The sequence below is a fragment of the Streptomyces sp. NPDC054872 genome (assembly GCF_053610705.1).
In genome coordinates, this window is the sequence record NZ_JBSGYY010000022.1 from 1 (window position 1) to 23,427 (window position 23,427).

General features: G+C 70.0%; 18 protein-coding genes and 1 pseudogene. 15 read left to right on the plus strand and 4 right to left on the minus strand.

Translation table 11 applies throughout. The features are described from left to right. Positions 1–40 precede the first annotated feature (40 nt). Positions 41–592, minus strand: a complete 552-nt coding sequence (locus ACWGIH_RS25270; protein ID WP_453446518.1) for a PadR family transcriptional regulator — start codon at positions 590–592, stop codon at positions 41–43. A gap of 58 nt (positions 593–650) precedes the next feature. Next, on the minus strand, positions 651–2,672 hold the full coding sequence (locus ACWGIH_RS25275) for an oxidoreductase (protein ID WP_453446516.1): 2,022 nt from the start codon (positions 2,670–2,672) through the stop codon (positions 651–653). 261 nt (positions 2,673–2,933) lie between these two features. Here ACWGIH_RS25275 and ACWGIH_RS25280 point away from each other — a divergent pair, with 261 nt between their 5' ends. From ACWGIH_RS25280 to ACWGIH_RS25310, 7 genes are all read left to right on the plus strand, one after another. Beyond that, positions 2,934–4,226 carry an ABC transporter substrate-binding protein gene (locus tag ACWGIH_RS25280; RefSeq protein WP_453446515.1) on the plus strand — a complete coding sequence of 431 codons (1,293 nt, stop codon included), beginning with the start codon at positions 2,934–2,936 and terminating at the stop codon, positions 4,224–4,226. Between the two features lie 37 nt (positions 4,227–4,263). Next, positions 4,264–5,208, plus strand: coding sequence for a carbohydrate ABC transporter permease (locus ACWGIH_RS25285; RefSeq protein WP_453446513.1), 945 nt, complete (start codon positions 4,264–4,266; stop codon positions 5,206–5,208). A 42-nt stretch (positions 5,209–5,250) separates the two neighbouring features. Continuing rightward, the gene (locus ACWGIH_RS25290; RefSeq protein WP_453446511.1) at positions 5,251–6,078 is read left to right on the plus strand and encodes a carbohydrate ABC transporter permease; all 828 of its coding nucleotides are present in this window, start codon (positions 5,251–5,253) and stop codon (positions 6,076–6,078) included. Then, positions 6,075–7,124: a LacI family DNA-binding transcriptional regulator gene (locus ACWGIH_RS25295; protein ID WP_453446509.1), complete on the plus strand. Its 1,050-nt coding sequence runs from the start codon at positions 6,075–6,077 to the stop codon at positions 7,122–7,124. Before ACWGIH_RS25290 ends, ACWGIH_RS25295 begins: the two co-directional genes overlap by 4 nt. Before the next feature lie 53 nt (positions 7,125–7,177). Beyond that, a complete protein-coding gene (locus ACWGIH_RS25300; RefSeq protein WP_453446507.1) occupies positions 7,178–9,112 on the plus strand; it encodes a glycoside hydrolase 5 family protein in 1,935 nt (644 codons plus the stop codon). Next, positions 9,109–11,415, plus strand: a complete 2,307-nt coding sequence (locus ACWGIH_RS25305) for a glycoside hydrolase family 3 N-terminal domain-containing protein (protein WP_453446505.1) — start codon at positions 9,109–9,111, stop codon at positions 11,413–11,415. Before ACWGIH_RS25300 ends, ACWGIH_RS25305 begins: the two co-directional genes overlap by 4 nt. Positions 11,416–11,511: 96 nt before the next feature. Further along, positions 11,512–12,030, plus strand: a complete 519-nt coding sequence (locus ACWGIH_RS25310; RefSeq protein WP_453446504.1) for a methylated-DNA--[protein]-cysteine S-methyltransferase — start codon at positions 11,512–11,514, stop codon at positions 12,028–12,030. 21 nt (positions 12,031–12,051) lie between these two features. Here ACWGIH_RS25310 and ACWGIH_RS25315 read toward each other — a convergent pair whose 3' ends face one another. Continuing rightward, positions 12,052–12,822 (minus strand): IclR family transcriptional regulator, encoded by a 771-nt coding sequence (locus ACWGIH_RS25315; RefSeq protein ID WP_453446502.1) that lies wholly within the window; start codon positions 12,820–12,822, stop codon positions 12,052–12,054. Positions 12,823–13,076: 254 nt separating this feature from the next. Here ACWGIH_RS25315 and ACWGIH_RS25320 point away from each other — a divergent pair, with 254 nt between their 5' ends. From ACWGIH_RS25320 to ACWGIH_RS25355, 8 genes and pseudogenes are all read left to right on the plus strand, one after another. Beyond that, on the plus strand, positions 13,077–14,237 hold the full coding sequence (locus ACWGIH_RS25320) for a mandelate racemase/muconate lactonizing enzyme family protein (protein ID WP_453446500.1): 1,161 nt from the start codon (positions 13,077–13,079) through the stop codon (positions 14,235–14,237). Next, entirely contained in the window at positions 14,234–15,253 is a 1,020-nt protein-coding gene (locus ACWGIH_RS25325) for a zinc-dependent alcohol dehydrogenase (protein ID WP_453446497.1), read from the plus strand. The genes ACWGIH_RS25320 and ACWGIH_RS25325 overlap by 4 nt, the downstream gene beginning before the upstream one ends. Before the next feature lie 82 nt (positions 15,254–15,335). Further along, positions 15,336–16,304: a hypothetical protein gene (locus ACWGIH_RS25330; protein WP_453446496.1), complete on the plus strand. Its 969-nt coding sequence runs from the start codon at positions 15,336–15,338 to the stop codon at positions 16,302–16,304. A gap of 3 nt (positions 16,305–16,307) precedes the next feature. Further along, the gene (gene chvE / locus ACWGIH_RS25335) at positions 16,308–17,426 is read left to right on the plus strand and encodes a multiple monosaccharide ABC transporter substrate-binding protein (RefSeq protein WP_453446494.1); all 1,119 of its coding nucleotides are present in this window, start codon (positions 16,308–16,310) and stop codon (positions 17,424–17,426) included. Then, a complete protein-coding gene (gene mmsA / locus ACWGIH_RS25340; protein ID WP_453446493.1) occupies positions 17,423–18,982 on the plus strand; it encodes a multiple monosaccharide ABC transporter ATP-binding protein in 1,560 nt (519 codons plus the stop codon). The genes chvE and mmsA overlap by 4 nt, the downstream gene beginning before the upstream one ends. 10 nt (positions 18,983–18,992) lie before the next feature. Next, entirely contained in the window at positions 18,993–20,222 is a 1,230-nt protein-coding gene (gene mmsB / locus ACWGIH_RS25345) for a multiple monosaccharide ABC transporter permease (protein ID WP_453446492.1), read from the plus strand. A 104-nt stretch (positions 20,223–20,326) separates the two neighbouring features. Further along, on the plus strand, positions 20,327–21,475 hold the full coding sequence (locus ACWGIH_RS25350; RefSeq protein WP_453446491.1) for an aldose epimerase family protein: 1,149 nt from the start codon (positions 20,327–20,329) through the stop codon (positions 21,473–21,475). Positions 21,476–21,514: 39 nt separating this feature from the next. Continuing rightward, positions 21,515–22,510: pseudogene (locus ACWGIH_RS25355) on the plus strand (glycoside hydrolase family 43 protein); the annotation flags it as partial. Between the two features lie 59 nt (positions 22,511–22,569). Here ACWGIH_RS25355 and ACWGIH_RS25360 read toward each other — a convergent pair. Further along, a complete protein-coding gene (locus ACWGIH_RS25360; RefSeq protein WP_453446489.1) occupies positions 22,570–23,400 on the minus strand; it encodes a pectate lyase in 831 nt (276 codons plus the stop codon). Between the last annotated feature and the right edge of the window lie 27 nt (positions 23,401–23,427).

A 23,427-nucleotide genomic window follows, 5' to 3' on the forward strand; every position in this document is an offset into this window, starting at 1 on the left:
ACTCAGGTCGGGCCGGCGGCAGCCGTCGTTCACCCGGGCTTCAGGCGTCACGTGGCGTGTCGGGCGCCCCGAGCTCCTCCAGGGTCCGCTCCAGCCACTGCGTCCAGAACGTCTCCAGGTCGATCCCGGCCCGCAGCACCACATGCCTCAGGCGGTCCTCCACCGTGTCCTTGCCGGGCGGGAAGTCCCGCTCCTCGATCTCCTCGTACTCGGCCAGCTGTCGCCGATGCAGGGCGAGATGGCGGTGGAGGTCCGCCTCGATGCCGTCCGTGCCGACGACCGCGGCCGCCCGCAGGCGCAGCAGCAGTGTGTCCCGCAACGGCTTGGGGTCCTGGCTCGCGGCCGTCCAGCGTGCCAGCTCGGCGCGGCCCGCGGGCAGGACCTCGTACTCCTTCTTCTGCCCGCGGGTGGCCTGCTGCGGCTCAAGGGCGCGGATGGACCCGTCCCGCTCCAGTTTTCCCAGCTCGCGGTAGATCTGCTGGTGCGTGGCCGACCAGAAGTAGCCGATCGACTTGTCGAACCTGCGGGTCAGCTCAAGGCCCGACGAAGGCTTTTCGAGCAGGGCGGTGAGGATCGCGTGCGGGAGTGACATGGCGGCCATCCTAGGTACGGCGTCCGGAGCGGACGCCCGGCGTCACGGGCCTCGGGGGTCACAGGGCCGCGGCGAGCTCCGTGCCCTGCTTGATGGCCCGCTTGGCGTCCAGCTCGGCCGCCACGTCGGCGCCCCCGATCAGGTGCGCGCTGTGCCCGCCGGCGAGCAGCTCCTCGTACAGGTCGCGGCGCGGGTCCTGGCCGGAGCAGAGGACGACCGTGTCGACGGGGATGACCGTGGACTGCCCGTCGACCGTGATGTGCAGGCCGGCGTCGTCGATGAGGTCGTAGCTCGCGCCCGCGACCATCGTGACGCCGCGGTGGCGCAGCTCGGTGCGGTGGATCCAGCCCGTGGTCTTGCCGAGGCCCTGGCCGACCTTGGAGGTCTTGCGCTGCAGCAGGTGGACCGAGCGCGGCGGGGTGGGGCGGTCGGGCGCGGTCAGGCCGCCGCGGTCCTTGTAGTCCATGTCGACGCCCCACTGCCGGAAGTACGTCGCCGGGTCCAGGCTGGCCTTGTCGCCGCTGTCGGTGAGGTACTCGGCGACGTCGAAGCCGATGCCGCCCGCGCCGATGATCGCGACGCGCTCCCCCACGGGCGCGCTGTCGCGCAGTACGTCGAGGTAGCCGACCACGCTGGGGTGGTCGATGCCGGGGATCTCGGGGGTGCGGGGCGTGACTCCGGTGGCCACGACGACCTCGTCGTACGCCGCCCCCGCGAGGCTCTCGGCCGTGGCGCGGGTGTTCAACTGGACCTGTACGCCGCGCAGTTCGAGCTGGGTGCGGAAGTAGCGCAGGGTCTCGTCGAACTCTTCCTTGCCGGGCACCTTGCGGGCGACGTTGAGCTGGCCGCCGATCTCGGACGCCGCGTCGATGAGCGTGACGTCGTGGCCGCGCTCGGCCGCCGACACCGCGAAGGCGAGTCCCGCCGGGCCCGCGCCGACGACCGCGACGCGCTTCTTGGTGCGGGTCGGGGCGAGGACGAGCTCGGTCTCGTGGCAGGCGCGCGGGTTCACCAGGCAGGAGGTGATCTGCAGGTTGAAGGTGTGGTCCAGGCAGGCCTGGTTGCAGCCGATGCAGGTGTTGATGGCGTCGGACTGCTCGGCCTCCGCCTTGGCGACGAAGTCGGGATCGGCGAGGAGCGGGCGGGCCAGGGAGACCATGTCGGCGGCGCCGTCGGCGAGCAACTGCTCCGCGAGCTCAGGGGTGTTGATGCGGTTGGTGGTCACGAGCGGCACGGAGACCTGACCCATGACCTTCTTCGTGACGAAGGTGTACGCGCCGCGCGGCACCGAGGTCGCGATGGTGGGGATGCGTGCCTCGTGCCAGCCGATGCCGGTGTTGATGATCGTGGCGCCCGCGGCCTCGATCTCCTTGGCGAGGTGAACGACCTCTTCGAGGGTCGAGCCGCCGGGGACGAGGTCCAGCATGGAGAGGCGGTAGATGATGATGAAGTCCGCGCCGACGCGCTCGCGTATGCGCCGGACGATCTCGACGGGGAAGCGGATGCGGTTCTCGTAGGCACCGCCCCAGCGGTCGTCGCGCTGATTGGTGGGGGCCGCGATGAACTCGTTGATCAGGTAGCCCTCGGAGCCCATCACCTCGACACCGTCGTAGCCCGCGAGCTTGGCGAGTTCGGCGGCGCGCACGAAGTCCTCGACGGTCTGCTCGACCTCGTCGTCCTCCAGGGCGCGCGGCACGAAGGGGCTGATCGGCGCCTTGAGCGCACTCGGCGCGACGAGGCCCTCGTGGTAGGCGTACCGCCCGAAGTGCAGGATCTGCATGGCGATCTTGCCGCCTTCGGCGTGCACGGCGGCCGTGATGCCCGCGTGCTCCTCCGCCTCCGCCTCGGTGGTCAGCTTGGCGCCGCCGTCCCAGGGGCGGCCGAGTTCGTTCGGGGCGATGCCGCCCGTGACGATGAGGCCGACACCGCCGCGCGCACGGGTCGCGTAGAACTCCGCCATCCGCCGGAAGCCGTCCGGTGCCTCCTCGAGGCCCACGTGCATGGATCCCATCAGGACCCGGTTGGGCAGGGTGGTGAAGCCCAGATCCAGGGGGTTCAGCAGGTTCGGGTAGCGGCTCATGCGGGCCCTCCGTACGCGATGTGTCGTCGGGACAGTTCTAGAGGACGCAGACCCCTTGTGCAACTAGTTGCATAAAGACGTGGCGGGCGCCACTTCGGCGCACGGCACGCTCCAGGTGGTCGATTCGCCCCTTTCGCCGGAAGATTCGCCGTGCGCAACAGGGGATTGACCATTCATCGAAGCACTCCTACGCTCCTCGCACCCCCACAGGTATATCGATTAACCCCTGGTTGTCATCGCCCTGGTTGGAGACATCCCGCTGTGCGCTCAACGATGAGTCGGCGCGGCTTCCTGGCCGCAGGTTCAGGCCTGGCCGCCGCCACCGCCCTGCCCGCCCTCGCCGGCTGTTCCATGCCGGCGTCGGCGGATTCCGATCCCGACACGCTCGTGGTGCACAGCCAGCTCGGCACCACCGCGCCGGGCTCGCCCACGTACCTGTCCGCCCTGAACACCTTCCGGGACGAGAACCCGGGCCTGACGGTGAAGAACCTGGTCAACGGCGACGACCTCGCGCAGGTCTACGAGACCTCCCGGCTGGCCCGCAAGGAGCCGGACGTCGTCATGGTGAACCTCTACGACAAGACGCTGGCCTGGACCGATGTCGGGGCCACCGTCGACGTCAAGGGCTACATGGACGACTGGGGGCTTCGACAGCGCGTCCTGCCCGTCGCCCTCGACGCCTGGACCGACGCCGGGGGACGCCTTCGGGCCTTCCCGTACTTCGCCACCAACTGGCCGGTCGCCTACAACACCGCGCTGCTCGACAAGGCCGGTGTCGACGCCGTCCCGACCACCGGCGACCAGCTGATCTCCGCCGCCCGCAAGCTCCGCGCCAAGGGCATCGCACCGGTGACCGTCGGCGGCAACGACTGGACGGGCCAGAAGCTCCTCGCCCAGATCATCCAGACCTTCCTCTCCCCCGACGAGGCGCGGAAGGTGTTCACGAGCGGCGACTTCAGCGGCAGCCGGGGCGCACGCGAGGGCATCGAGTACTTCACCGCCCTGCGTGACGCGGGTGTCTTCGCCGACAAGGCGCAGGGCCTGACGTCCGACACGATGACGACGCAGTTCAACACCGAGGCCGCCGCCATCGAGTCCGCGATGTCCTCGGCGCTCGCCAAGATCCCCGAGAAGGTCGCGCGGCACACCGAGGTCGGTGGCTGGCCGCTCTCGCCGGACGCCGCGCACGCCAAGCCGACGATCCTGCGGACGTACACCCTGATCGGTTTCTGGATCAGCCCGAACGGCACGAAGAAGCTGGACGCGGTCGAGAAGTTCCTGCGCTTCATGTACCGCCCCGACACCGTGTCCCGCTTCATCAAGGAGAGCGGCCGCGACATGGCGCTGCGCTCCGACACCCTCAGCACGGACTTCCCGCTGGTCGCCGACGCGCAGAAGCTCGGCAACGACGTCAGCGAGGCCCTGCTGCCCGACGTCTACGTCCCGCCGGCCGCCACGCAGCCGCTGATCACCGCGACCAGTACGGCGTTCACCCGGGGCACGAGCCCCGCCAAGGTGCGCTCCGTGCTCGAAGCCGCGTACCGCACCGCATGAGCCGCCCGCCCGAGCAGTTTTCTGGGAGTCACCCGAGATGACGACGCCGACGATGTCGACGAACGTGCCGCCGGGCGGGACCGAGGTCCGCCCCGCGCCCGCCGAGCCCCCGATCCGCAAGCGCCGCCAGGAAGGCGGCACGATCCTCGCCGTCCCCGCCCTGGTCTGGTACCTGGTCTTCATGGTCGGCCCGATGATCGCGATCTTCGTGATCGCGGCCCTGCACTGGCCGGGCATGCTGCAGCCCGTCTCGTTCGCCGGGTGGGACAACGTCCGTACGGTCTTCGACGACCCGGTGTTCTGGGACGCCGTGCGCAATACGGCGGTCCAGCTCGCCGTCGCGCTGCCGATCATGATCGTGTGCGCGTACATGCTGGGCTATTACGTGGCGCAGAAGCCGCCGGGCCACCGCGTCCTGCGCTACCTCCTCTTCATCCCCGGCCTGATCTCCACCCCGGCCAAGGCGATGGTGTTCTACGCCGCGCTCTCCCCCGACGGCCTGGTCAACGGCGCGCTGAAGTCGGTGGGCCTCGGCTCGGTGACCGACGCCTGGCTCGCCTCTCCCTCGACGGCGCTCGCCTGTCTGATCGTGCTCGACGTCTGGGGCGGCATCGGCTTCACCGCCGTCCTGTTCGCCGCCCGGCTCGGCAGCGTGCCCGAGGAGCTGGGTGAGGCGGCGCAGCTGGACGGTGCCGGGCATTGGCGGACGATGTGGCGCGTGCACTTCCCGGTCATCCGCGAGTACGTGGGCGTGGTGACGATGCTCCAGTTCCTCTGGACGTTCTTCGGGTCGGCGCAGCACGTCCTGCTGCTTACGCAGGGCGGTCCGGGCAGTTCGTCGACGACGCTGTCGTTCCTCGTCTACCAGAAGGCGTTCATCGCGGCCGACCTCGGCTACAGCCAGACCGTCGGCGTGATCCTCTTCCTGGTCGGCCTCGTCGGCCTGCTCACCATCCGCCGCGCGTTCCGCCAGAACTACTGACGCCGCACGCCCCCGATTGACCCCCGATTGGAGCCGGTCACCTTGAAGCACGGAAAGTCCTGGCTGCCCGCGCACATCCTGGCGTGGGCGTACGCGGCGCTGCTCGTCGTCCCCCTCTACTACCTGCTCGCCTCCGCCTTCAAGACGAACGAGCAGATCTTCGCCAGCCCGTTCTCCCTGCCCACCTCGCTGTCCTTGGGCAACTTCGGCACGGCTTTCGAGAGCGCCGATCTGGGACTCGCGGTCGTCAACTCGGCGCTGGTGACGGTCTTTTCGCTCGCGCTGACGCTGGCGCTCGCGATTCCGGCGGCGTTCGCGATCGCCCGCGCGACGGGCCGGCTCGGTGCCTTCGTGGAGAAGGTCTTCTCGCTGGGCTTCCTCATCCCGACGTTCGCCGCGCTCTTTCCCACGTTCCTCCTCGCGGCGGCGACCGGCCTCTTCCACACCCGCCTGTTCATGGTGCTCTTCCTGCCCGCCACCGCGATGCCACTGTCCGTCGTCATCCTGGTGCAGTTCATGCGGACCATCCCCAAGGAGATGGAGGAGGCGGCACGGATGGACGGCGCCTCCACGTTCGCGGTCCTGCGGCACGTCTACACGCCGATGTGTCTGCCCGGCATCGCGACGGTGCTGCTCCTGAACTTCCTGACGTTCTGGAACGAGTACCTGTACTCGCTCGTCATCATCGGCCCCGACCCGTCCCAGCGCACCGTGCAGGTCGCCCTGCCCACGCTGAAGTCCCTGACGGGAACGGATTACGGGGTGCTGACCGCCGGTACGGTACTGACTCTCGTACCGGTATGGGCCGTCTACACGGTGCTGCAGAAGCGGATGCAGCAGGCCCTCGTCAGTGGGGCGGTGAAGATGTGAACGGGTCGATCACGTCGGGCAGGGAGAGCGGCGGGCGTCCGACGATCAAGGCGGTCGCCGCGGCGGCCGGGGTCTCCACGGCCGCCGTCTCACAGGCCTTCAACGCCAAGGGTCGCATCTCCGATGCCACCCGGCGCCGCATCCTGGACGCCGCCGCCGAGCTCGGCTGGTCGCCCAGCGCCACGGCCACGGCACTGCGCAGCGCGCGGACCCGCACGCTCGCCCTCGTCGTGCGCCGCCCCACCGACGTGCTCGGCGCCGACCCGCACTTCAGCGAACTGATCACCGGCCTCGAGGGGGAACTGGCGCCGCGCGGCTACGGCTTGCTCCTCCACCTGGTCACGGACGTGGCCGAGGAGAGCGCGCTGTACGAGCGCCTGGCCGCCGAGGGCCGCGTCGACGGCGCCGTCCTGACCGACGCCCGCGCCGACGATCCACGACCGCCGCTCCTGCGCGGCCTGGGGCTGCCCGCCGTGCTGCTCGGCGCGCCCCACCCGGACGCGGCCGTGCCCACCGTGGGCCTGGGCAACCAGGGTGCCGGCATACACGAGGCCGTCGACCACCTCATGGAGCTCGGCCACCGGCGTATCGCCTACGTGTCGGGGCCCGCCGAACTGCTGCACACCGGACTGCGCAGGTCGGTCTTCGAAGAGACCCTGCTGATCAAGGGACTTGAGCCCGCAGCCGTCCTCGGCACCGACTTCTCCGAGGCGGCGGCCCTCGCCGCGACGGAGGAACTCCTCGGCATGGCGGAGCGCCCCACCGCCGTCATGTACGCCAACGACTCCATGGCGGTGTGCGGCATCGGGGCGGCTCAACGCGCCGGGCTGCGCGTCCCGGACGACCTGTCCGTCGTGGGCTACGACAACCTCCCGATCGGCCGCTGGCTGCACCCGCGCCTGACGACCGTCGACCAGCAGGTGCAGCGGGTCGGCGCGGCCGCCGCGCGGGCGCTGCTCGCGCGGTGCGGCGAGGACGTGCCGCCCGTGTCGCTCGACGACCGGCCACGGCTGGTCGTCCGCGAGTCGACGGGGCCCGCCCACTGACCGCCGCTTCTGATCACCTCTCCACCCCCGTACGGAAAGACCTGAGTACCACCATGCGACGCCACAGCGCCCAGCTCACCCACGACTCCGCCGTCCTGCCCTGGATCGGCGCCAACTTCTGGTCCCGTACCGGCGGTCCGCTGATGTGGCGGAACTACGACCCGAAGACGGTCCGCGAGGAACTCTCCGTGCTGCGCGAGCACGGCCTGACGATGACCCGCTCGTTCTTCTACTGGCCGGACTTCCACCCCGAACCGCACCGGATCGACGAGGAGTTGTGCGACCGTTTCCGCGACTTCCTCGACGCGCACACCGAGTCGGGGATGGGCACGGTGCCCACCTTCATCGTCGGGCACATGTCCGGCGAGAACTGGGACCCGGCGTGGCGCGGGGACCGCGACCTGTACGAGGACGTGTGGCTGGTCGGCCGCCAGGCGTGGTTCGTGTCCCAGATGACGCGCCGCTTCAAGGACCACCCGGCCGTCACCGGCTGGCTCATCACCAACGAGATGCCGGGCTACGGCCGCATCTACCAGGTCGACCCGCCCTCCAGCGATGTCGTCACCGCCTGGGCCCAGTTCATGTGTGACGCGGTGCGCGCGGCGGGCGGCACCCAGCCGGTGTCGCTCGGTGACGGCGCGTGGGGCATCGAGGTGACGGGCCGCGACAACGGCTTCTCGCTGCGGGACACGGCCGAGTACGTCGACTTCGTGGGCCCGCACGTCTACCGCTCCGACACGGACCGCGTACGTCAGCACTACCGCGCCGCCTTCGAGTGCGAGCTGGCCGGAGTCACCGAACAGCCGGTGATCCTGGAGGAGTTCGGCCTCTCGACGGACACCGTGTCGGCCGAGAACGCGGGCGTCTACTACCGCCAGACGCTCCACAACTCCCTCCTCGGCGGCGCGACCGGCTGGATGGCCTGGAACAACACCGACTACGACGACCTGTGGGACCAGTCGCCGTACGACCACCACCCCTTCGAGATGCACTTCGGCATCACGGACAGCACGGGCACACCCAAGGCGCCGCTCCACGAACTCGCTGCGTTTTCCGCCGTGTTGAAGCAGATCGACTTCGCCCGCTGCCGCCGCTCGGACGTGGACGCGGCGCTCGTCGTGCCCGCGTTCCTGGAGCGCGGTTACCCCTACAGCCGCCCCGCCGACCGGCCGCTGATCTTCACGTCCCTGCACCAGGGGTACGTGGCCGCGCGCGGCGCCAATCTTCCGGTGGGCCTCCTGCGCGAGGCGGACGGGCTTCCCGGGGACGCGGCGCTGTATCTCCTGCCGTCCACACGGCAGTTGACCACCCGGACGCGGCGCGATCTCGAGCGGCGGGCCCGCGAGGGCGCCACCGTCTACCTGTCGTTCTGCTCCGGCGAGCACCCCGGGACACGCGGCCCGTGGTTCGACGACCTGGACGGCCTCTTCGGGGTCGAACTCCAGCTCACCTACGGGGTGGCCGAGCCCATCGAGGACGATGTCCTGGAGCTGACCTTCATCGAGGAGTTCGGGGGGATCGCGGCGGGCGAGACCCTGCGCTTCCCGGTCGCCGGCAACGAGGACAGCCGCGCCTATCTGCCGGTCGTCCCGACCGGGGCGCGCGTCGTCGCGAAGGACGCGCACGGCCGCCCGGCGCTCCTCGTCCACGAGACGGGCCGTGGCCGCACGGTCCTCGCCACCTATCCCCTGGAGCACATGGCCGCGCGCACCGCCCGCGTCAACCCCGAGCAGACGCACCGGCTGTACGCGGCCCTGGCCCGACTCGCGGGCGTGCGGCGGCCGGTCACGGTCGACAGCCCCTACATAGCGGCGGACGCCCTGGTGCACGAGGACGGGCGGCGCTTCGTGTGGCTGGTCAGCCAGTCGGAGGAGGAGCTGACGGCCCGTCCCGAGGTGGACGGTTCGCTGCACGACCTGGAGACGGGCGAGGCGGTGGAGGAGGTGCGGCTCGCCCCGTTCGGCGTGCGCGTCCTCGAACAGCGATGAGCGGGCCGCTGTACCGGAAGGCGGACGCTCCGGTCGCCGACCGGGTGCGCGATCTGCTCTCCCGGATGACGCTCACCGAGAAGGTGGGCCAGGTCAACCAGCGGATGTACGGCTGGGACGCCTACGAGCGCACGGCCGGTTCACCGGGCGGCCACCGCCTGACGGACGCCTTCCGCGCCGAGGTCGCCGCGTTCGACGGGATGGGCGCGCTGTACGGACTGCAGCGCGCCGACCCGTGGTCGGGAGTGACGTTCGCGGACGGCATCACGGCGGCGGACGCGGCGCGGGTGGCCGACTCGGTGCAGCGGCATGTCATGTCGAGCACCCGGCTCGGCATTCCGGTCCTGATGGTCGAGGAGGTCCCGCACGGCCATCAGGCCCTGGACGGCACGGTCCTGCCGGTGAATCTCGCGGTGGGCGCGACCTGGGACCCCGATCTGTACGAGGCCGCGGCGGCGGGCGCCGCCGCCGAGCTGCGTGCCCGGGGCGGCCATGTCGCCCTCGTCTCCGCGCTCGACCTGGTCCGGGACCCGCGCTGGGGCCGCTCGGAGGAGTGCTTCGGCGAGGACCCGTATCTGGCGGCGCGCTTCACGCAGGCGCTGGTGCGGGGCATGCAGGGTGACGGCGCCTCGTACGCCCCGGACCGGGCGGCGGTCGTGCTCAAGCACTTCGCCGGGCAGGGCGCGACGGTCGGCGGCCGCAACAGCGCGGCGACGGAGCTCGGTCCGCGCGAACTGCGCGAGATCCACCTGGTCGCGGCGCGGGCGGGCGTCCGTGCCGGCGCGGCAGGCGTCATGGCCGCGTACAACGAGTACGACGGCCTGCCGTGCGCGGCCAACCGCGAGCTGCTCACCGGTCTCCTGCGCGAGGAGTGGGGGTTCACGGGCCTGGTCATGGCCGACGGGTGCGCGCTCGACCGTCTTGTACGCCTTGCCGGTGACCCGGTGGCTGCCGGTGCGCTCGCCCTGGACGCGGGCACCGACCTGAGCCTGTGGGACGGCTGCTTCCCGCGGCTCGCGGAGGCGGTGGAGCGGGGCCTGGTCTCCGAGGACGCCCTGGACGCGGCGGTCGCCCGTGTCCTGACGCTGAAGTTCCGCCTGGGTCTCTTCGAGCGGCCCTACGTCGGCGAGGCCGACCGGCAGCCCGCGCGGCAGTCCGGGCTGAGTGAGCGCCTGGCCCGCGAGTCCGTCGTCCTGCTCAGCCATGACGGGGCGACCCTCCCGCTGGCGGACCCTCCCCGCATCGCCGTCATCGGCCCCAACGCCGACTCGCTCCCCCAGCAGCTCGGCGACTACACCGCGCCGCAACGCCCCGGGACCGGGCTGACCGTCCTCGACGGCATCAGGGCGGTGGCGCCACCGGGGGTCGATGTGGCGTACGCGCGGGGCTGTGAGCTGGTCGGCGACGACCGCGCCGGGGTCGCGGATGCGGTGGAGCTCGCCGCGGGCGCCGACACGGCCGTGCTGGTGCTCGGCGGGTCGAGCGCGCGGGAGGCCGACACGCGTTTCGACAGCAACGGGGCGGCCGTCATCGCCCCGGGCGGCCCGGTGGGCATGACGTGCGGCGAGGGGGTCGACCTCGCCGAACTGAGTCTGCCGGGCGGCCAGTCGGCGCTGCTCGAAGCCGTGGCCGCCACCGGCACGCCCGTCGTCGTGGTCCTCGTCCAGGGGCGCCCGCATGCCGTGCCGGAGCTGTCCGGGCAGGCCCGTGCCGTGCTCTGCGCCTGGTATCCGGGGCCGTGGGGAGGCCGGGCGGTGGCCGACGTGCTCTTCGGGCGCGCGGAGCCCGTGGGGCGGCTCCCGGTCTCCGTGCCGCGCTCGGCCGCCCAGTTGCCGGTGTTCTACAACGCCAAGGATCACGGCTACCGGGGCTATGTGGACCAGCCCGCCACCGCGCTGCACGCCTTCGGCCACGGCCTCTCGTACACGACCGTCGCGTACGGGGAGCCCCGGCTCTCACGCACGGAGGTGCCGGTCACCGATCCCGCGCTCACCTGCACCGTCGCCGTGACGAACACGGGCGCGCGGTCCGTGCGGGAGACCGTGCAGCTCTATGTGCGCCGCCTCTCGGGGTCCAGCTCCTGGCCGCGCGTCCGTGAGCTGCGCGGCTTCGCCCGGGTGGACCTGGCGCCCGGCGAACGGGCCGAGGTCGCCTTCGCCGTCGAGGCGGATACCCTGGCCTCGCTGGACCGGTCCCTGCGGTTCGTGGTGGAGCCGGGCGAGATCCTCCTGGAGACGGGGCCCTCGTCCGACCGCACGCACGGCGCGCCGCTGGCGCTGACGTTCGCCGCCGCGCGGGGGTGAACGCCACGTCCGATTCCCGCCAGCCGCGCACCCCCGTACCCCGCAGACTTGGGGACGTCACCGGGGACAGGTCACCGGGGTAAGAGGGAGCATCTGATGAGCAAGGTCATGGCCAAGGCTGTCTACACGACCGTCGAGAGCCCGCTGGGCGAGCTGCTGCTGGTCGGCGAGGAGTCGGCCACCGCGCACGGCGGCACCGCGCTGGCCTCGCTGTCCCTGCCGGGGCAGAAGGGCGGCGTCGTCGTCCAGGACGGGTGGGTGCGCGACGACGAGGCCTTCGCCGTGATCGCCGGGCAGCTGCGCGCGTACTTCGAGGGGACGCTGACGCGTTTCGACATCCAGTACGCGAGCGGCGTGGGCACCGACTTCCAGCGGCGGGTCTGGCAGGCGCTCGACACTCTCCCGTACGGCACGACCACCACGTACGGGAAGCTCGCCGAACAGCTCGGCCTCTCGCGTGTGGCGGTCCGCGCCCTGGGCACGGCGATCGGGCGCAACCCCCTGCTCGTCGTCCGCCCCTGCCACCGCGTCATCGGCGCCGACGGCTCGCTGACCGGGTACGCGGGCGGCCTCGAGGCCAAGCGGCGGCTCCTGGACCTGGAGTCGAGGAGCTAGGGCCCCGGCCCGCCGGACCGCTCAGCGTCCGCCGCGGTGGCCCAGGCGCTCCGAGAGATCGCCCGCGCCCTTGGCCGCCAGCTCGGCCAGTTCGTGTTCGCGCTGCTCGCTCCAGCGGATCATCGGCACGGAGATGGACAGCGCGGCGACGACGTGGCCCGCGCTGTCACGGACCGGGGCGGCCACGCAGCTGACGTCCGGGTTCGACTCGCGGTGTTCGGCCGCGACACCGCGCTCCCGGATGTCGGCGAGCGCGGAGAGCAGCGCGTCCGGCTCCGTGATGCTGTTCTGCGTCATCGCCACCAATTCCCGCCCCGCGAGCCGGGATTCGAGCTCCGTCTGCGGCAGTGAGGCGAGCAGCATCTTGCCCACCGACGTGCAGTGCGCGGGCAGTTTGCGGCCCGCGGCGGAGACCATGCGCACGGCGTGCGTGGAGTCCACCTTGGCGATGTAGATGACGTCCGTGTCCTCGAGGACCGCCACATGGACCGTCTCGTCGCAGGTCTCGGCGACCTCGCGGGCCACCTGCTGCCCCTCGGCGGCGAGGTCGAGCTGCTCCGCGTACCGGCTGCCGAGCTGGTAGGCGCGTACGCCGAGGCGGTAGCGGCCCGTCTGGTCCGGTATCTGGACAAGGTACGAGCGGGCGGCGAGGGTGGTCAGCAGTTCGTGCACGGTGGTCCGCGGCAGCCGGAGCCTGCGGGTGACCTCGGGGGCGGACAGCGTCCCGTCGCCCTCCAGGAACAGTTCCAGTATGTCCAGCGCCCTGGTCACCGCGGGAACGAGTCGTCCCATGGTCGGCCTCCCACCCCGTGCGGCCGAAATCGCGTCCACGTCAGGCTTGCAGATGCGTCCGAAACTTCGGTCAACGATCGATATGACGAACACAGGCTAGACACAGCGGCCTTCGGCGCGCAACGGCCTGCGGGTCACCGGTCGGCCCAAGACCGTTTCGCGCGACCCATTGACACCCTGCCGCCTGCGTGAATACGGTCACGCCAACATTTCGAACGTGTGACGAAATACCGAACAACCAAGGGGCAACTGCCTTGCGTATTACGGGAATCAGCACGCACGTGGTGGGAACGCCGTGGCGCAATCTCACCTACGTCCAGGTCCACACCGACGAAGGCCTCACCGGCGTCGGCGAGACCCGCATGCTCGGCCACACCGACGCACTGCTCGGCTACCTCCACGAGGCTGCGGCCAATCACGTCGTGGGGTCCGATCCGTTCGCGGTCGAGGATCTCGTGCGGAGGATGAAGTACGGCGACTACGGCCGGGCCGGCGAGATCGTCATGTCGGGCATCGCCTGTGTGGAGATGGCCTGCTGGGACATCAAGGGCAAGGCACTCGGCGTGCCGGTCTGGCAGCTCCTGGGCGGAAAGGTCACCGACAAGGTCAAGGCGTACGCGAACGGCTGGTACACCACCGAGCGCACTCCGGAGGCCTATCACAAGGCCGCGCAGAGCGTGATGGAGCGCGGCTACCGCGCCCTGAAGATCGACCCGTTCGGTACCGGGCACTTCGAGCTCGACCAGGCGGGCACGTCGTACGCGGTCTCGCTGATCGAGGCGGTGCGGGACGCGATCGGTCCGGACGCCGAGCTGATGCTGGAGATGCACGGCCGGTTCAGCCCGTCCACGGCCGTGCGTCTCGCGCGGGAACTCGCGCCGTTCAAGCCGGCCTGGCTGGAGGAGCCGGTGCCGCCGGAGAACCTCAAGGCCCTGGAGAAGGTCGCCGCCAAGGTGGACATGCCGATCGCCACCGGCGAGCGCATCCACGACCGGATCGAGTTCCGCGAGCTGTTCGAGTCGCAGGCCGCCGACATCATCCAGCCGGACGTCGGCCACATCGGCGGCATCCTGGAGACCCGCAAGCTGGCCGCGACCGCGGAGACGCACTACACGCTCGTCGCGCCGCACAACGTCGGCGGCTCGGTACTGACGGCGGCATCGCTGCAAGTCGCCGCCTGCACGCCCAACTTCAAGATCCTGGAGCACTTCAACGACTTCGCGGACGCGGAGATCAAGAAGGTCGTCAAGGGCGCTCCCCAGGTGGTCGACGGCTACTTCGAGGTGTCGCACGCACCGGGCCTCGGCGTCGAGCTGGACACGGACGCGGCGGCGGAGTTCCCGCAACAGCAGGCGCGGTTCGACCTGTGGGCCGAGGGCTGGGAGAAGCGCGCTCCCAAGGCAGCCGCGAAGTGAGCGCCGACTCCCGCGCGATCGTCGTCGACCGGCCGGGCGCGCACCGGCTCACGGTCGGGGCGCGGCCCGAGCCGGGACCCGGCGAGGTCCTGGTCCGGGTGGCAGCTGCGGGGATCTGCATGAGCGACCGTGAGGTGTACGACGGCCACCGGGACCCCGCCTACGTGCGCTACCCGGTGATCCCCGGGCACGAGTGGTCCGGCACCGTCGAGGCCACCGGCGAGGGCGTCGACCCGGCGCTCACCGGGCACAAGACCGTCGCCGAGGGCTTCCGCGCCTGCGGTACCTGCGAACGCTGCCGCGAGGGCGAGACGAGCCTGTGCGGCGGCGGGTACGCGGAGACCGGCTTCACCGAGCCCGGCGCCTTCGCCGACCACGTGGCCGTACCCGCCAGGCTGTTGCACCTTTTGCCCGCGGACGCGGACCTGGCCGCCGCGGCCCTGCTCGAACCCGCCGCGGTGATCGCGGGAGCGGTGCGGACGGGGCGGCCGAGGCCCGGCGAGCGGATCGCGGTGGTCGGCGCGGGCACCCTCGGGATGCTGGCGGTACAGCTCCTTGCCGCAGCGTCGCCCGGCGAGCTCGTCGTGATCGACCCGCGGGCCGAACGCGGCCGCCAGGCGCTGGACTTCGGGGCGAGCGAGAGCCTGACGCCCGCCGAGGCGGAGGGGTACCACGGTCGTTTCGACCTCGTGGTGGAGACCGCGGGGGCGCCGAGCACGGCCGCCTCGTCGTGTCTTCTCGCGCGCAGGGGCGGCCGGGTCGTGCTGACCGGCATGTTCACGCCCGGCGCGGCCGGCATCGATCCGGTGCATCTCTCGCTGAGCCAGCTGGAGGTGCGCAGCGTCTTCGGCGCGCCGTCAAGGGCCTGGTCGGACGCGGTCCGCGCGTTCGAGCTCGGACTGCTCGACCCGGCGCCGCTCATCACGCACGAGTTCCCGCTGGAACAGTTCGGCGAGGCGGTGGCGCTGGTCGGCGGCGGCGACCCGAAGACCGGGAAGGTGCTGCTCCGCCCCTGAGGTGTCCCCACCGAACCGACCAACGTACGAAATACCGAACACAGCAGAATTCACAGCAGAATTCACCGCGTATGGGAGTCCCGTGACCAGCCCGTCAGCACCCCGCCGCCCCGGCGTCGACGCCCTCGCCCGCATCGGGCACCCCGTACCCGCCGTCGATCCGGCCGACACGTCCCCGCACACGTTCCCCGACGGTGGCACCTGGCGCACCGAGATCCCCTCGGTGGAGGGCCCCGAGGCGCTGGCCGTCGTCCTCAAGGAGAGCTCGCGGCTCGACGTGCCGATCCACCGGATCAGCCAGGGCAGCGGCATCTGGATGCTCTCCGACGACGAGATCACCGAGATGGTGGAGGCCTGCGCCGAACGGGACATCGAGCTCTGCCTGTTCACCGGGCCGCGCGGCACCTGGGACATCGGTGCCGCGACCCGCACCGACTCCGGCGGCGCGGGGCTCCGCTCACGCGGCCACGACGCGCTCGCCGGATGCGTCGAAGACGCCGTGCGGGCCACCGAGTTGGGCGTGAAGTGCCTGCTCGTCGCCGACGAGGGCGTCCTGTGGACACTGCATCGGCTGCGGGTGGCCGGTGTACTCCCCGCCGACACCACGTTCAAGGTCTCGGCCCTGATCGGCCCGGTCAACCCGGCCTCGTACGCCGTCTACGAGCGACTCGGCGCCGACTCGCTCAACGTCCCGTCCGACCTCACCCTGGACCACTTCACGGAGATCCGCCGGGCCAGCCGCGCCCCGATGGACCTGTACGTCGAGGCGCCCGACGACCTCGGCGGCTATGTCCGGATGTACGAGGCGGCCGAGCTGATCCGGCGCGGCGCCCCGCTCTACCTCAAGTTCGGCCTGAGCAAGTCCCCCGGCATCTACCCCTACGGTGCCCACCTGCGCGACCACACCCTGGACACCGCACGCGAGCGGGTCCGCCGTGGCCGTCTCGCCCTCGACCTGCTCGCCCGGCACGGCGCGGACGGCGGGATGTCTCCGCTCGGCTCACGCCTGCCCGGCGAGCTCCAGCGCTTCCCCGTCCCGGAAGGGGACTGATCCATGAGAACCCGCATATCCCGCATGCGGCTCACCGCCGCGGTGGCCACCGTCGTACTCCTCGGCTCGCTGACCGCCTGCGGCCAGGAGGCCAAGGGCGGCAGCCGCTACCAGCCGGACGAGGGCAAGGGCAGCACCATCGGTCTGGCGATGCCCACCAAGTCCTCCGAGCGGTGGATAGCCGACGGCAACAACATGGCCGAGCAGTTCCAGAAGGCCGGCTACAAGACCGATCTGCAGTACGGCGACGACAAGGTCGAGAACCAGATCGCCCAGCTGGAGAACATGATCACCAAGGGGCGCAGCCTCCTGGTGGTCGCCGCCATCGACGGCTCCGCGCTCACCGAGGTCCTGCAACGCGCGGCCGACGCGAACATCCCCGTGATCTCGTACGACCGCCTCATCCTCGGCACGGACAACGTCGACTACTACGCGTCGTTCGACAACGAGCGCGTCGGCCGCCTGGAAGCCCAGTACATCGTCGACAAGCTGAAGCTGGGCAAGCCCGAGAAGGGCGGCGACGCGAAGAACATCGAGCTGTTCGCGGGCTCGCCGGACGACAACAACACGAAGTACTTCTGGAACGGCGCCATGAAGGTGCTCGAGCCGTACTTCAAGAGCGGCCAGCTCAGCGTCCGCAGCAAGCAGACGAAGATGAACCAGGCCACCACGCTGCGCTGGGACGGCGGCACCGCGCAGAAGCGCATGGACGACCTGATCAGCAAGAACTACGGCTCCGCGAAGGTGGACGCGGTCCTCTCGCCGTACGACGGGATCTCCATCGGGATCATCTCCGCGCTGAAGAGCGCGGGATACGGCTCCAAGAGCCAGCCCCTGCCGGTCATCACCGGGCAGGACGCGGAGCTCGCGTCGGTGAAGTCCATCATCCGCGGCGAGCAGACGCAGACGGTGTTCAAGGACACCCGCAAGCTGGCGGCGCAGACGGTCGCCATGGGTGACGCGGTCCTGAACGACAAGAAGCCCAAGGTCAACAACACCAAGGACTACAACAACGGCAAGAAGACCGTGCCGTCCTTCCTCCTCGACCCGGTCAGCATCGACAAGTCCAACACCCAACTCCTGGTGGACGAGGGCTACTTCAAGGCCGGGCAGCTCTCATGAGCGGCCCCGTCCTCGAGATGCGCGGCATCACCAAGACGTTCCCCGGCGTCAAGGCGCTCTCCGACGTGAACCTGACCGTGGGCCCCGGGGAGATCCACGCGATCTGCGGCGAGAACGGCGCGGGCAAGTCGACGCTGATGAAGGTCCTCAGCGGCGTCCACGAGCACGGCAGCTACGACGGCGAGATCCACTTCGAGGGCAAGCAGATGGCCTTCAAGGACATCCGCGCCAGCGAGAAGCACGGCATCGTGATCATCCATCAGGAGCTGGCTCTCGTCCCGTACCTGTCCATCGCCGAGAACATCTTCCTGGGCAACGAACAGAGCACCCGGGGCTTCATCGACTGGAACGACACGCTGCGCAGGGCGAGCGCACTGCTCAAGCGGGTCGGCCTGAACGAGAAGCCGCAGACCCCGGTGGCCGACATCGGCGTGGGCAAGCAGCAACTGGTCGAGATCGCCAAGGCCCTGTCGAAGGAGGTGAAGCTGCTCATCCTCGACGAGCCGACGGCCGCCCTGAACGACGAGGACAGCGCCAAGCTGCTCGACCTCATCCTGGAGCTGCGCGACCAGGGCATCGCCTGCATCATCATCTCGCACAAGCTGAACGAGATCCGGGCCATCGCCGACTCGGTCACGACCCTGCGCGACGGGCGGACCATCGAGACCCTGACGGTGCGTGAGACCCCGTCCGCCGAACCGCAGTTGTCGGAGGACCGCATCATCCGCGGCATGGTCGGCCGCGACCTCGACCACCGCTTCCCCGACCGCACGCCCTACGAGGGCGAGGACGCGGGCTCGCTCGCGCTGTCCGTCGAGGGCTGGACGGTGCGACATCCGGTCGACCACCACCGCAAGGTCGTCGACGACGTGTCGCTGACCGTGCGGCGCGGCGAGATCGTCGGCATCGCGGGCCTGATGGGCGCGGGCCGCACCGAGCTCGCGATGTCCGTCTTCGGGCGTTCCTACGGCTCGTACGTCACCGGCACGGTGGCCGTCGGCGGGCGCGAGGTCTCGACGAAGAACGTGCCCGCCGCCGTCGACGCGGGGATCGCGTACGTCACCGAGGACCGCAAGCAGTACGGCCTCAACCTCATCGACAACATCAACCGCAACATCTCCCTGCCCTCGCTCTCGGGCATGCGGCGCAAGGACGGCTTCGTCGACGAGCACCGCGAGCGCTCCGTCTCCGAGCGCTACCGCAAGTCGATGAACATCAAGGCCCCCACCGTCTTCGAGCAGGTGGGGCGGCTCTCCGGCGGCAATCAGCAGAAAGTCGTCCTGAGCAAGTGGATCCACGCCGATCCCGAGGTCCTGATCCTCGACGAACCGACCCGCGGCATCGACATCGGCGCGAAGTACGAGATCTACACCGTCATCGACAAGCTGGCGGCCTCGGGCAAGGCGGTGCTGTTCATCTCCTCCGAACTGCCCGAGCTGCTCGGGATGTGCGACCGGATCTACACGATGGCCGAGGGCCGGCTGACCGGTGAGGTCGACCGCGCGGACGCCACCCAGGAACTCCTGATGCGCCACATGACCAAGAACAGAAGCTGAGGCATCCGCCATGACCACCACGTCCACGCCACCACGTGACGCGTCGTCCGCGCCGTCCGCCAAGGAGTCCACGCGTGCCCTGCTGCTGCAGAGCGTGCGCTCCAACATGCGCCAGTACGGCATGCTCGTCGCCCTGGCCTTCATCGTCATCCTCTTCCAGATCTGGACCGACGGCACGCTGCTCCTGCCGAACAACGTCTCCAACCTGATCCAGCAGAACGGCTACATCCTCATCCTGGCCATCGGCATGATGATCGTCATCATCGCCGGGCACATCGACCTGTCCGTCGGCTCACTGGTCGCCTTCGTCGGTGCCATGTCGGCGGTGATGATGGTCAAGCACGACATGCCCTGGGTGCTCGCACTCGTCCTGTCGCTCCTCATCGGCGCGGTCGCGGGCGCGTGGCAGGGCTTCTTCATCGCCTACGTCGGCATCCCGTCGTTCATCGTGACCCTGGCCGGCATGCTGCTCTTCCGCGGTCTCACGCAGATCGTCCTGGAGGGCCAGTCGCTCTCGCCGTTCCCCGAGGGCTTCCAGAACATCGCCAAGGGGTTCATCCCCGAGATGGGCCCGTACACGCAGTACCACAATCCGACCCTTGTACTCGGCCTGGTGACGGTCGCGTTCCTGATCTTCCGCGAGTGGCGCAGCCGCAAGCAGCAGCTTGCCTACGACCTCGACGTGATGCCGACGGGCCTGTGGGCGGCCAAGCTGGTGGCGATCTCCGCCGCCGTCATCGCCTTCACGCTGACCCTCGCGAGCTTCCACGGCGTGCCCGTGGTCCTGCTCATCATGTGCGGTCTGCTCATCGCCCTCGGCTATGTGATGCGCAACGCCGTCGTCGGCCGTCACGTCTACGCGCTCGGCGGCAACAAAGCCGCGGCGAAGCTGTCCGGCGTCAAGGACAAGCGCGTCACCTTCCTGATCTTCGTGAACATGGGCGTGCTCGCGGCCCTCGCGGGCTGTGTGTACGCGGCGCGGCTGAACGCGGGCACCCCGCAGGCGGGCCTGAACTTCGAACTCGAGGCCATCGCGGCCTCGTTCATCGGCGGTGCGTCGATGAGCGGCGGCGTCGGCACGGTGATGGGCGCCGTGATCGGTGGCCTGGTCCTCGGCGTCCTGAACAACGGCATGTCCCTGGTGAACATCGGCACCGACTACCAGCAGGTCATCAAGGGGCTCGTACTGCTCGCCGCGGTCGGCTTCGACGTCTGGAACAAGCGCAAGGTGGGGCGCTGAGCCCCAGTTGACCGACCGCGCCTCGCCCTGTGATTCATCGCACCGTCGATCGCCCTTCGGGCTCGTCCTCAAACGCCGGACGGGCTGAGAATTAGGAGCCGCACATGGAAACGAGCAGACGCACCGTCCTGGCATCGGCCGCCGCCGTCGGCCTCACCGCCGCCGTCGCGGGCACCTCGTACGCGTCGGCGGGCCGCACGCCCACCAAGGAGCTCTTCGGCAAGCTCGCGGACGGCACCAAGGTGTACCGCTGGTCCCTCGCCAACGGCGGCACCCGCATGAAGGTGCTCTCGTACGGCGGCATCGTGCAGTCCCTCGAACTGCCGGACCGGCACGGCCGGTACACCAATGTGTCCCTCGGCTACGACACCATCGAGGCGTACGTCGCCGGGACCACCTTCTTCGGCGCGACGATCGGCCGCTACGGCAACCGCATCGCCAAGGGCCGCTTCACCCTGGACGGCAAGACGCACCAGCTCTCCGTGAACGACGGAGAGAACAGCCTGCACGGCGGGGCCAGGGGCTTCGACACGCGGGTGTGGGACGTCGAGCCGTTCAAGGACTCGTCCGGCGTCGGCCTGCGCATGCATTACACGAGCGTCGACGGCGAGATGGGTTACCCCGGAACGCTGCGGGTGACCGTGACGTACACGCTCGACGCACGCGGTGACTGGCGCATCGACTACGCGGCGACCACGGACAAGGCCACCGTGGTGAACCTGACCAACCACACGTACTACAACCTCGCGGGCGAGGGCAGCGGCGACATCATGGGGCATGAACTGGCCCTGTCCGCCTCCCGGTTCACGCCCACCGATACCGGTCTCATCCCGACGGGCGAGCTGGCGAAGGTGGCGGGCACGCCCTTCGACTTCCGGCGCGCGAAGACCGTCGGCGAGGACATCCGGGTCTCGCACCCGCAACTGGTGACCGCCAAGGGCTTCGACCACAACTGGGTCCTGGACAAGGGCATCACCAAGCGCCCCGAGCACTTCGCCACGCTGCGGGACCCGGAGTCGGGGCGCACCCTGAAGATCGCCACGACCGAGCCCGGTGTGCAGTTCTACTCCGGGAACTTCCTGGACGGCACCCTCACCGGGCCCTCGGGACGCACCTATCGGCAGGGTGACGGCATGTGCCTGGAGACCCAGCACTTCCCGGACTCCCCCAACCAGCCAAAGTTCCCCTCGACGGTGCTGCGCCCCGGCCAGACCTACCGGTCCAGCACGGTGCACAGCTTCTCGGCGCGCTGAGCCGTGCGCACCAGAATCCTGATCCCGCTCCTTGCCCTGATGGCCGGGCTGCTCGCAACTCCCGCGCACGCGGAGCCAACCCGTGCCAAGCAGAAGTACGCGGGTTACCTCTTCAGCTACTTCACCGGTGAGGGCACCGCGGACGGCGAGCAGATCCGCATGGCCCTCAGTAACGGCAACGACCCGACGCGGTACCGGGAGTTGAACGGCGGCAAGCCGGTGCTGACCTCGCAGCTCGGCACCAAGGGGCTGCGCGACCCGTTCATCATCCGCTCCCCGAAGGGCGACAAGTTCTACCAGATCGCCACCGACCTGCGGATGTACGGGGGCGGCGGCGGCAGCTGGGACCAGGTGCAGCGCACCGGCAGCAAATCCATCATGGTGTGGGAGTCCACCGACCTGGTCCACTGGACCGACCAGCGCCTGGTGAAGGTCGCCCCGGACACGGCGGGCAACACCTGGGCCCCGGAGGCGTACTACGACGAGAAGCAGAAGGCGTACGTCGTCTTCTGGGCCTCCAAGGTGTACGCAGCCGACGATCCGGGCCACACGGGGTCGACGTACAACAAGATGCTGTACGCGACGACGAAGGACTTCCGCACCTTCAGCAAGGCGAAGGTGTGGAACGACCCGGGTTACTCGGTGATCGACTCCACGGTGGTCAGGGAGGGCCGCGACTACTACCGCTTCACCAAGGACGAGCGGGACCCGGCGTCCGGCACCCCCTGCTCGAAGTTCATCACCGCGGAGAGGTCGAGGAGCCTGACGGACACGTCGTACGACTTCGTGGCCGACTGCATCGGGAAGGGTGTGATCGACCGGGGCGAGGGCCCCGCGGTGTTCAAGGCCAACACCGGGAACAGGTGGTACATGCTCATCGACGAGTTCGGCGGGCGCGGTTACGTCCTCTTCGAGACGACGGACCTCGCGTCGGGCCAGTGGACCGAGACGAAGGACGCCGCGCTGCCTCCGGGTGCCCGGCACGGCACGGTGCTGCCGGTGACCCAGGCGGAGTACGACCGGCTGCTGGGCAGCTGAAACAGCACTGCGGCACGGCCGGGGGGTGTGGCCGTGCCGCAGTGCTGTGCGTGCCGCTACTTGTAGCTGATGTCCGCAGCCGTGAACTTGCAGTGCTTGCCGTCGGGGCCCGTGCCCGTCTTGGGCGGCTCGGCGCCGGTGTTGTTGCCGGTGAAGCGGTCGCAGGTGGCGATCTTCTTGCCGCTGTCGCCGTGGATGCGGATGTTGCGCAGCGCGGCCGTGTCACCGTAGTTGGTGTTGATGCCGACGATCGACTTGCCGGGGGCGGTGATGTCGACGTCGTTCACGATGATGTTCCGCTGGTACTGCTTGGAGCAGTTGCCGCAGGCGCGCACCAGCTTGCCGAAGTCGGAGACCTGGAACTTCGTCACGACCAGCTTGCCCGCGCCGTTGAACTGGAAGACCTTGTCGTCGGCCTTCCTCGCGCCACCGCCGTAGACGGTGTACGTCGAGCCCGCCGACGTCCCCTTGAAGGTCGCCGCGTCCTCGCCGACGTCCTCCCACCACACGTTCTGCAGCGTGCAGCTGCCCGCGCAGTGGACGCCGTCCGCGGCCGGGGAGCCCAGGATGACGTTCTTGAGTGTCGCGCCGTCCTTCAGCTTGAAGACCGGGTCCTGGCCCTCGTCCTGGCCGTCGCCGCCCAGGTCGCCGGTGCCGTAGTGCCGCTTGAGGCCGCCGTCGTAGGTGCCCGAGACCTCGATGGTCTTGGACGTCGGCTTCTGGCCCTTGGCCTCGGGCCAGGCGGTCGCCGCCCCCGCGGTCGACATCATGGTGGTGGTGAGGAGGGCGGCGCCGGTCATGCCGAGCGCGGCAATGGCGCCGACGACGGCACGGCGCTTGGTGAGTCCTCGGCGATGACGGACGCGCTTGTTCGCTCGTGGGGTCATGTTCCCGGATCATTCCTTCGGTGGTGG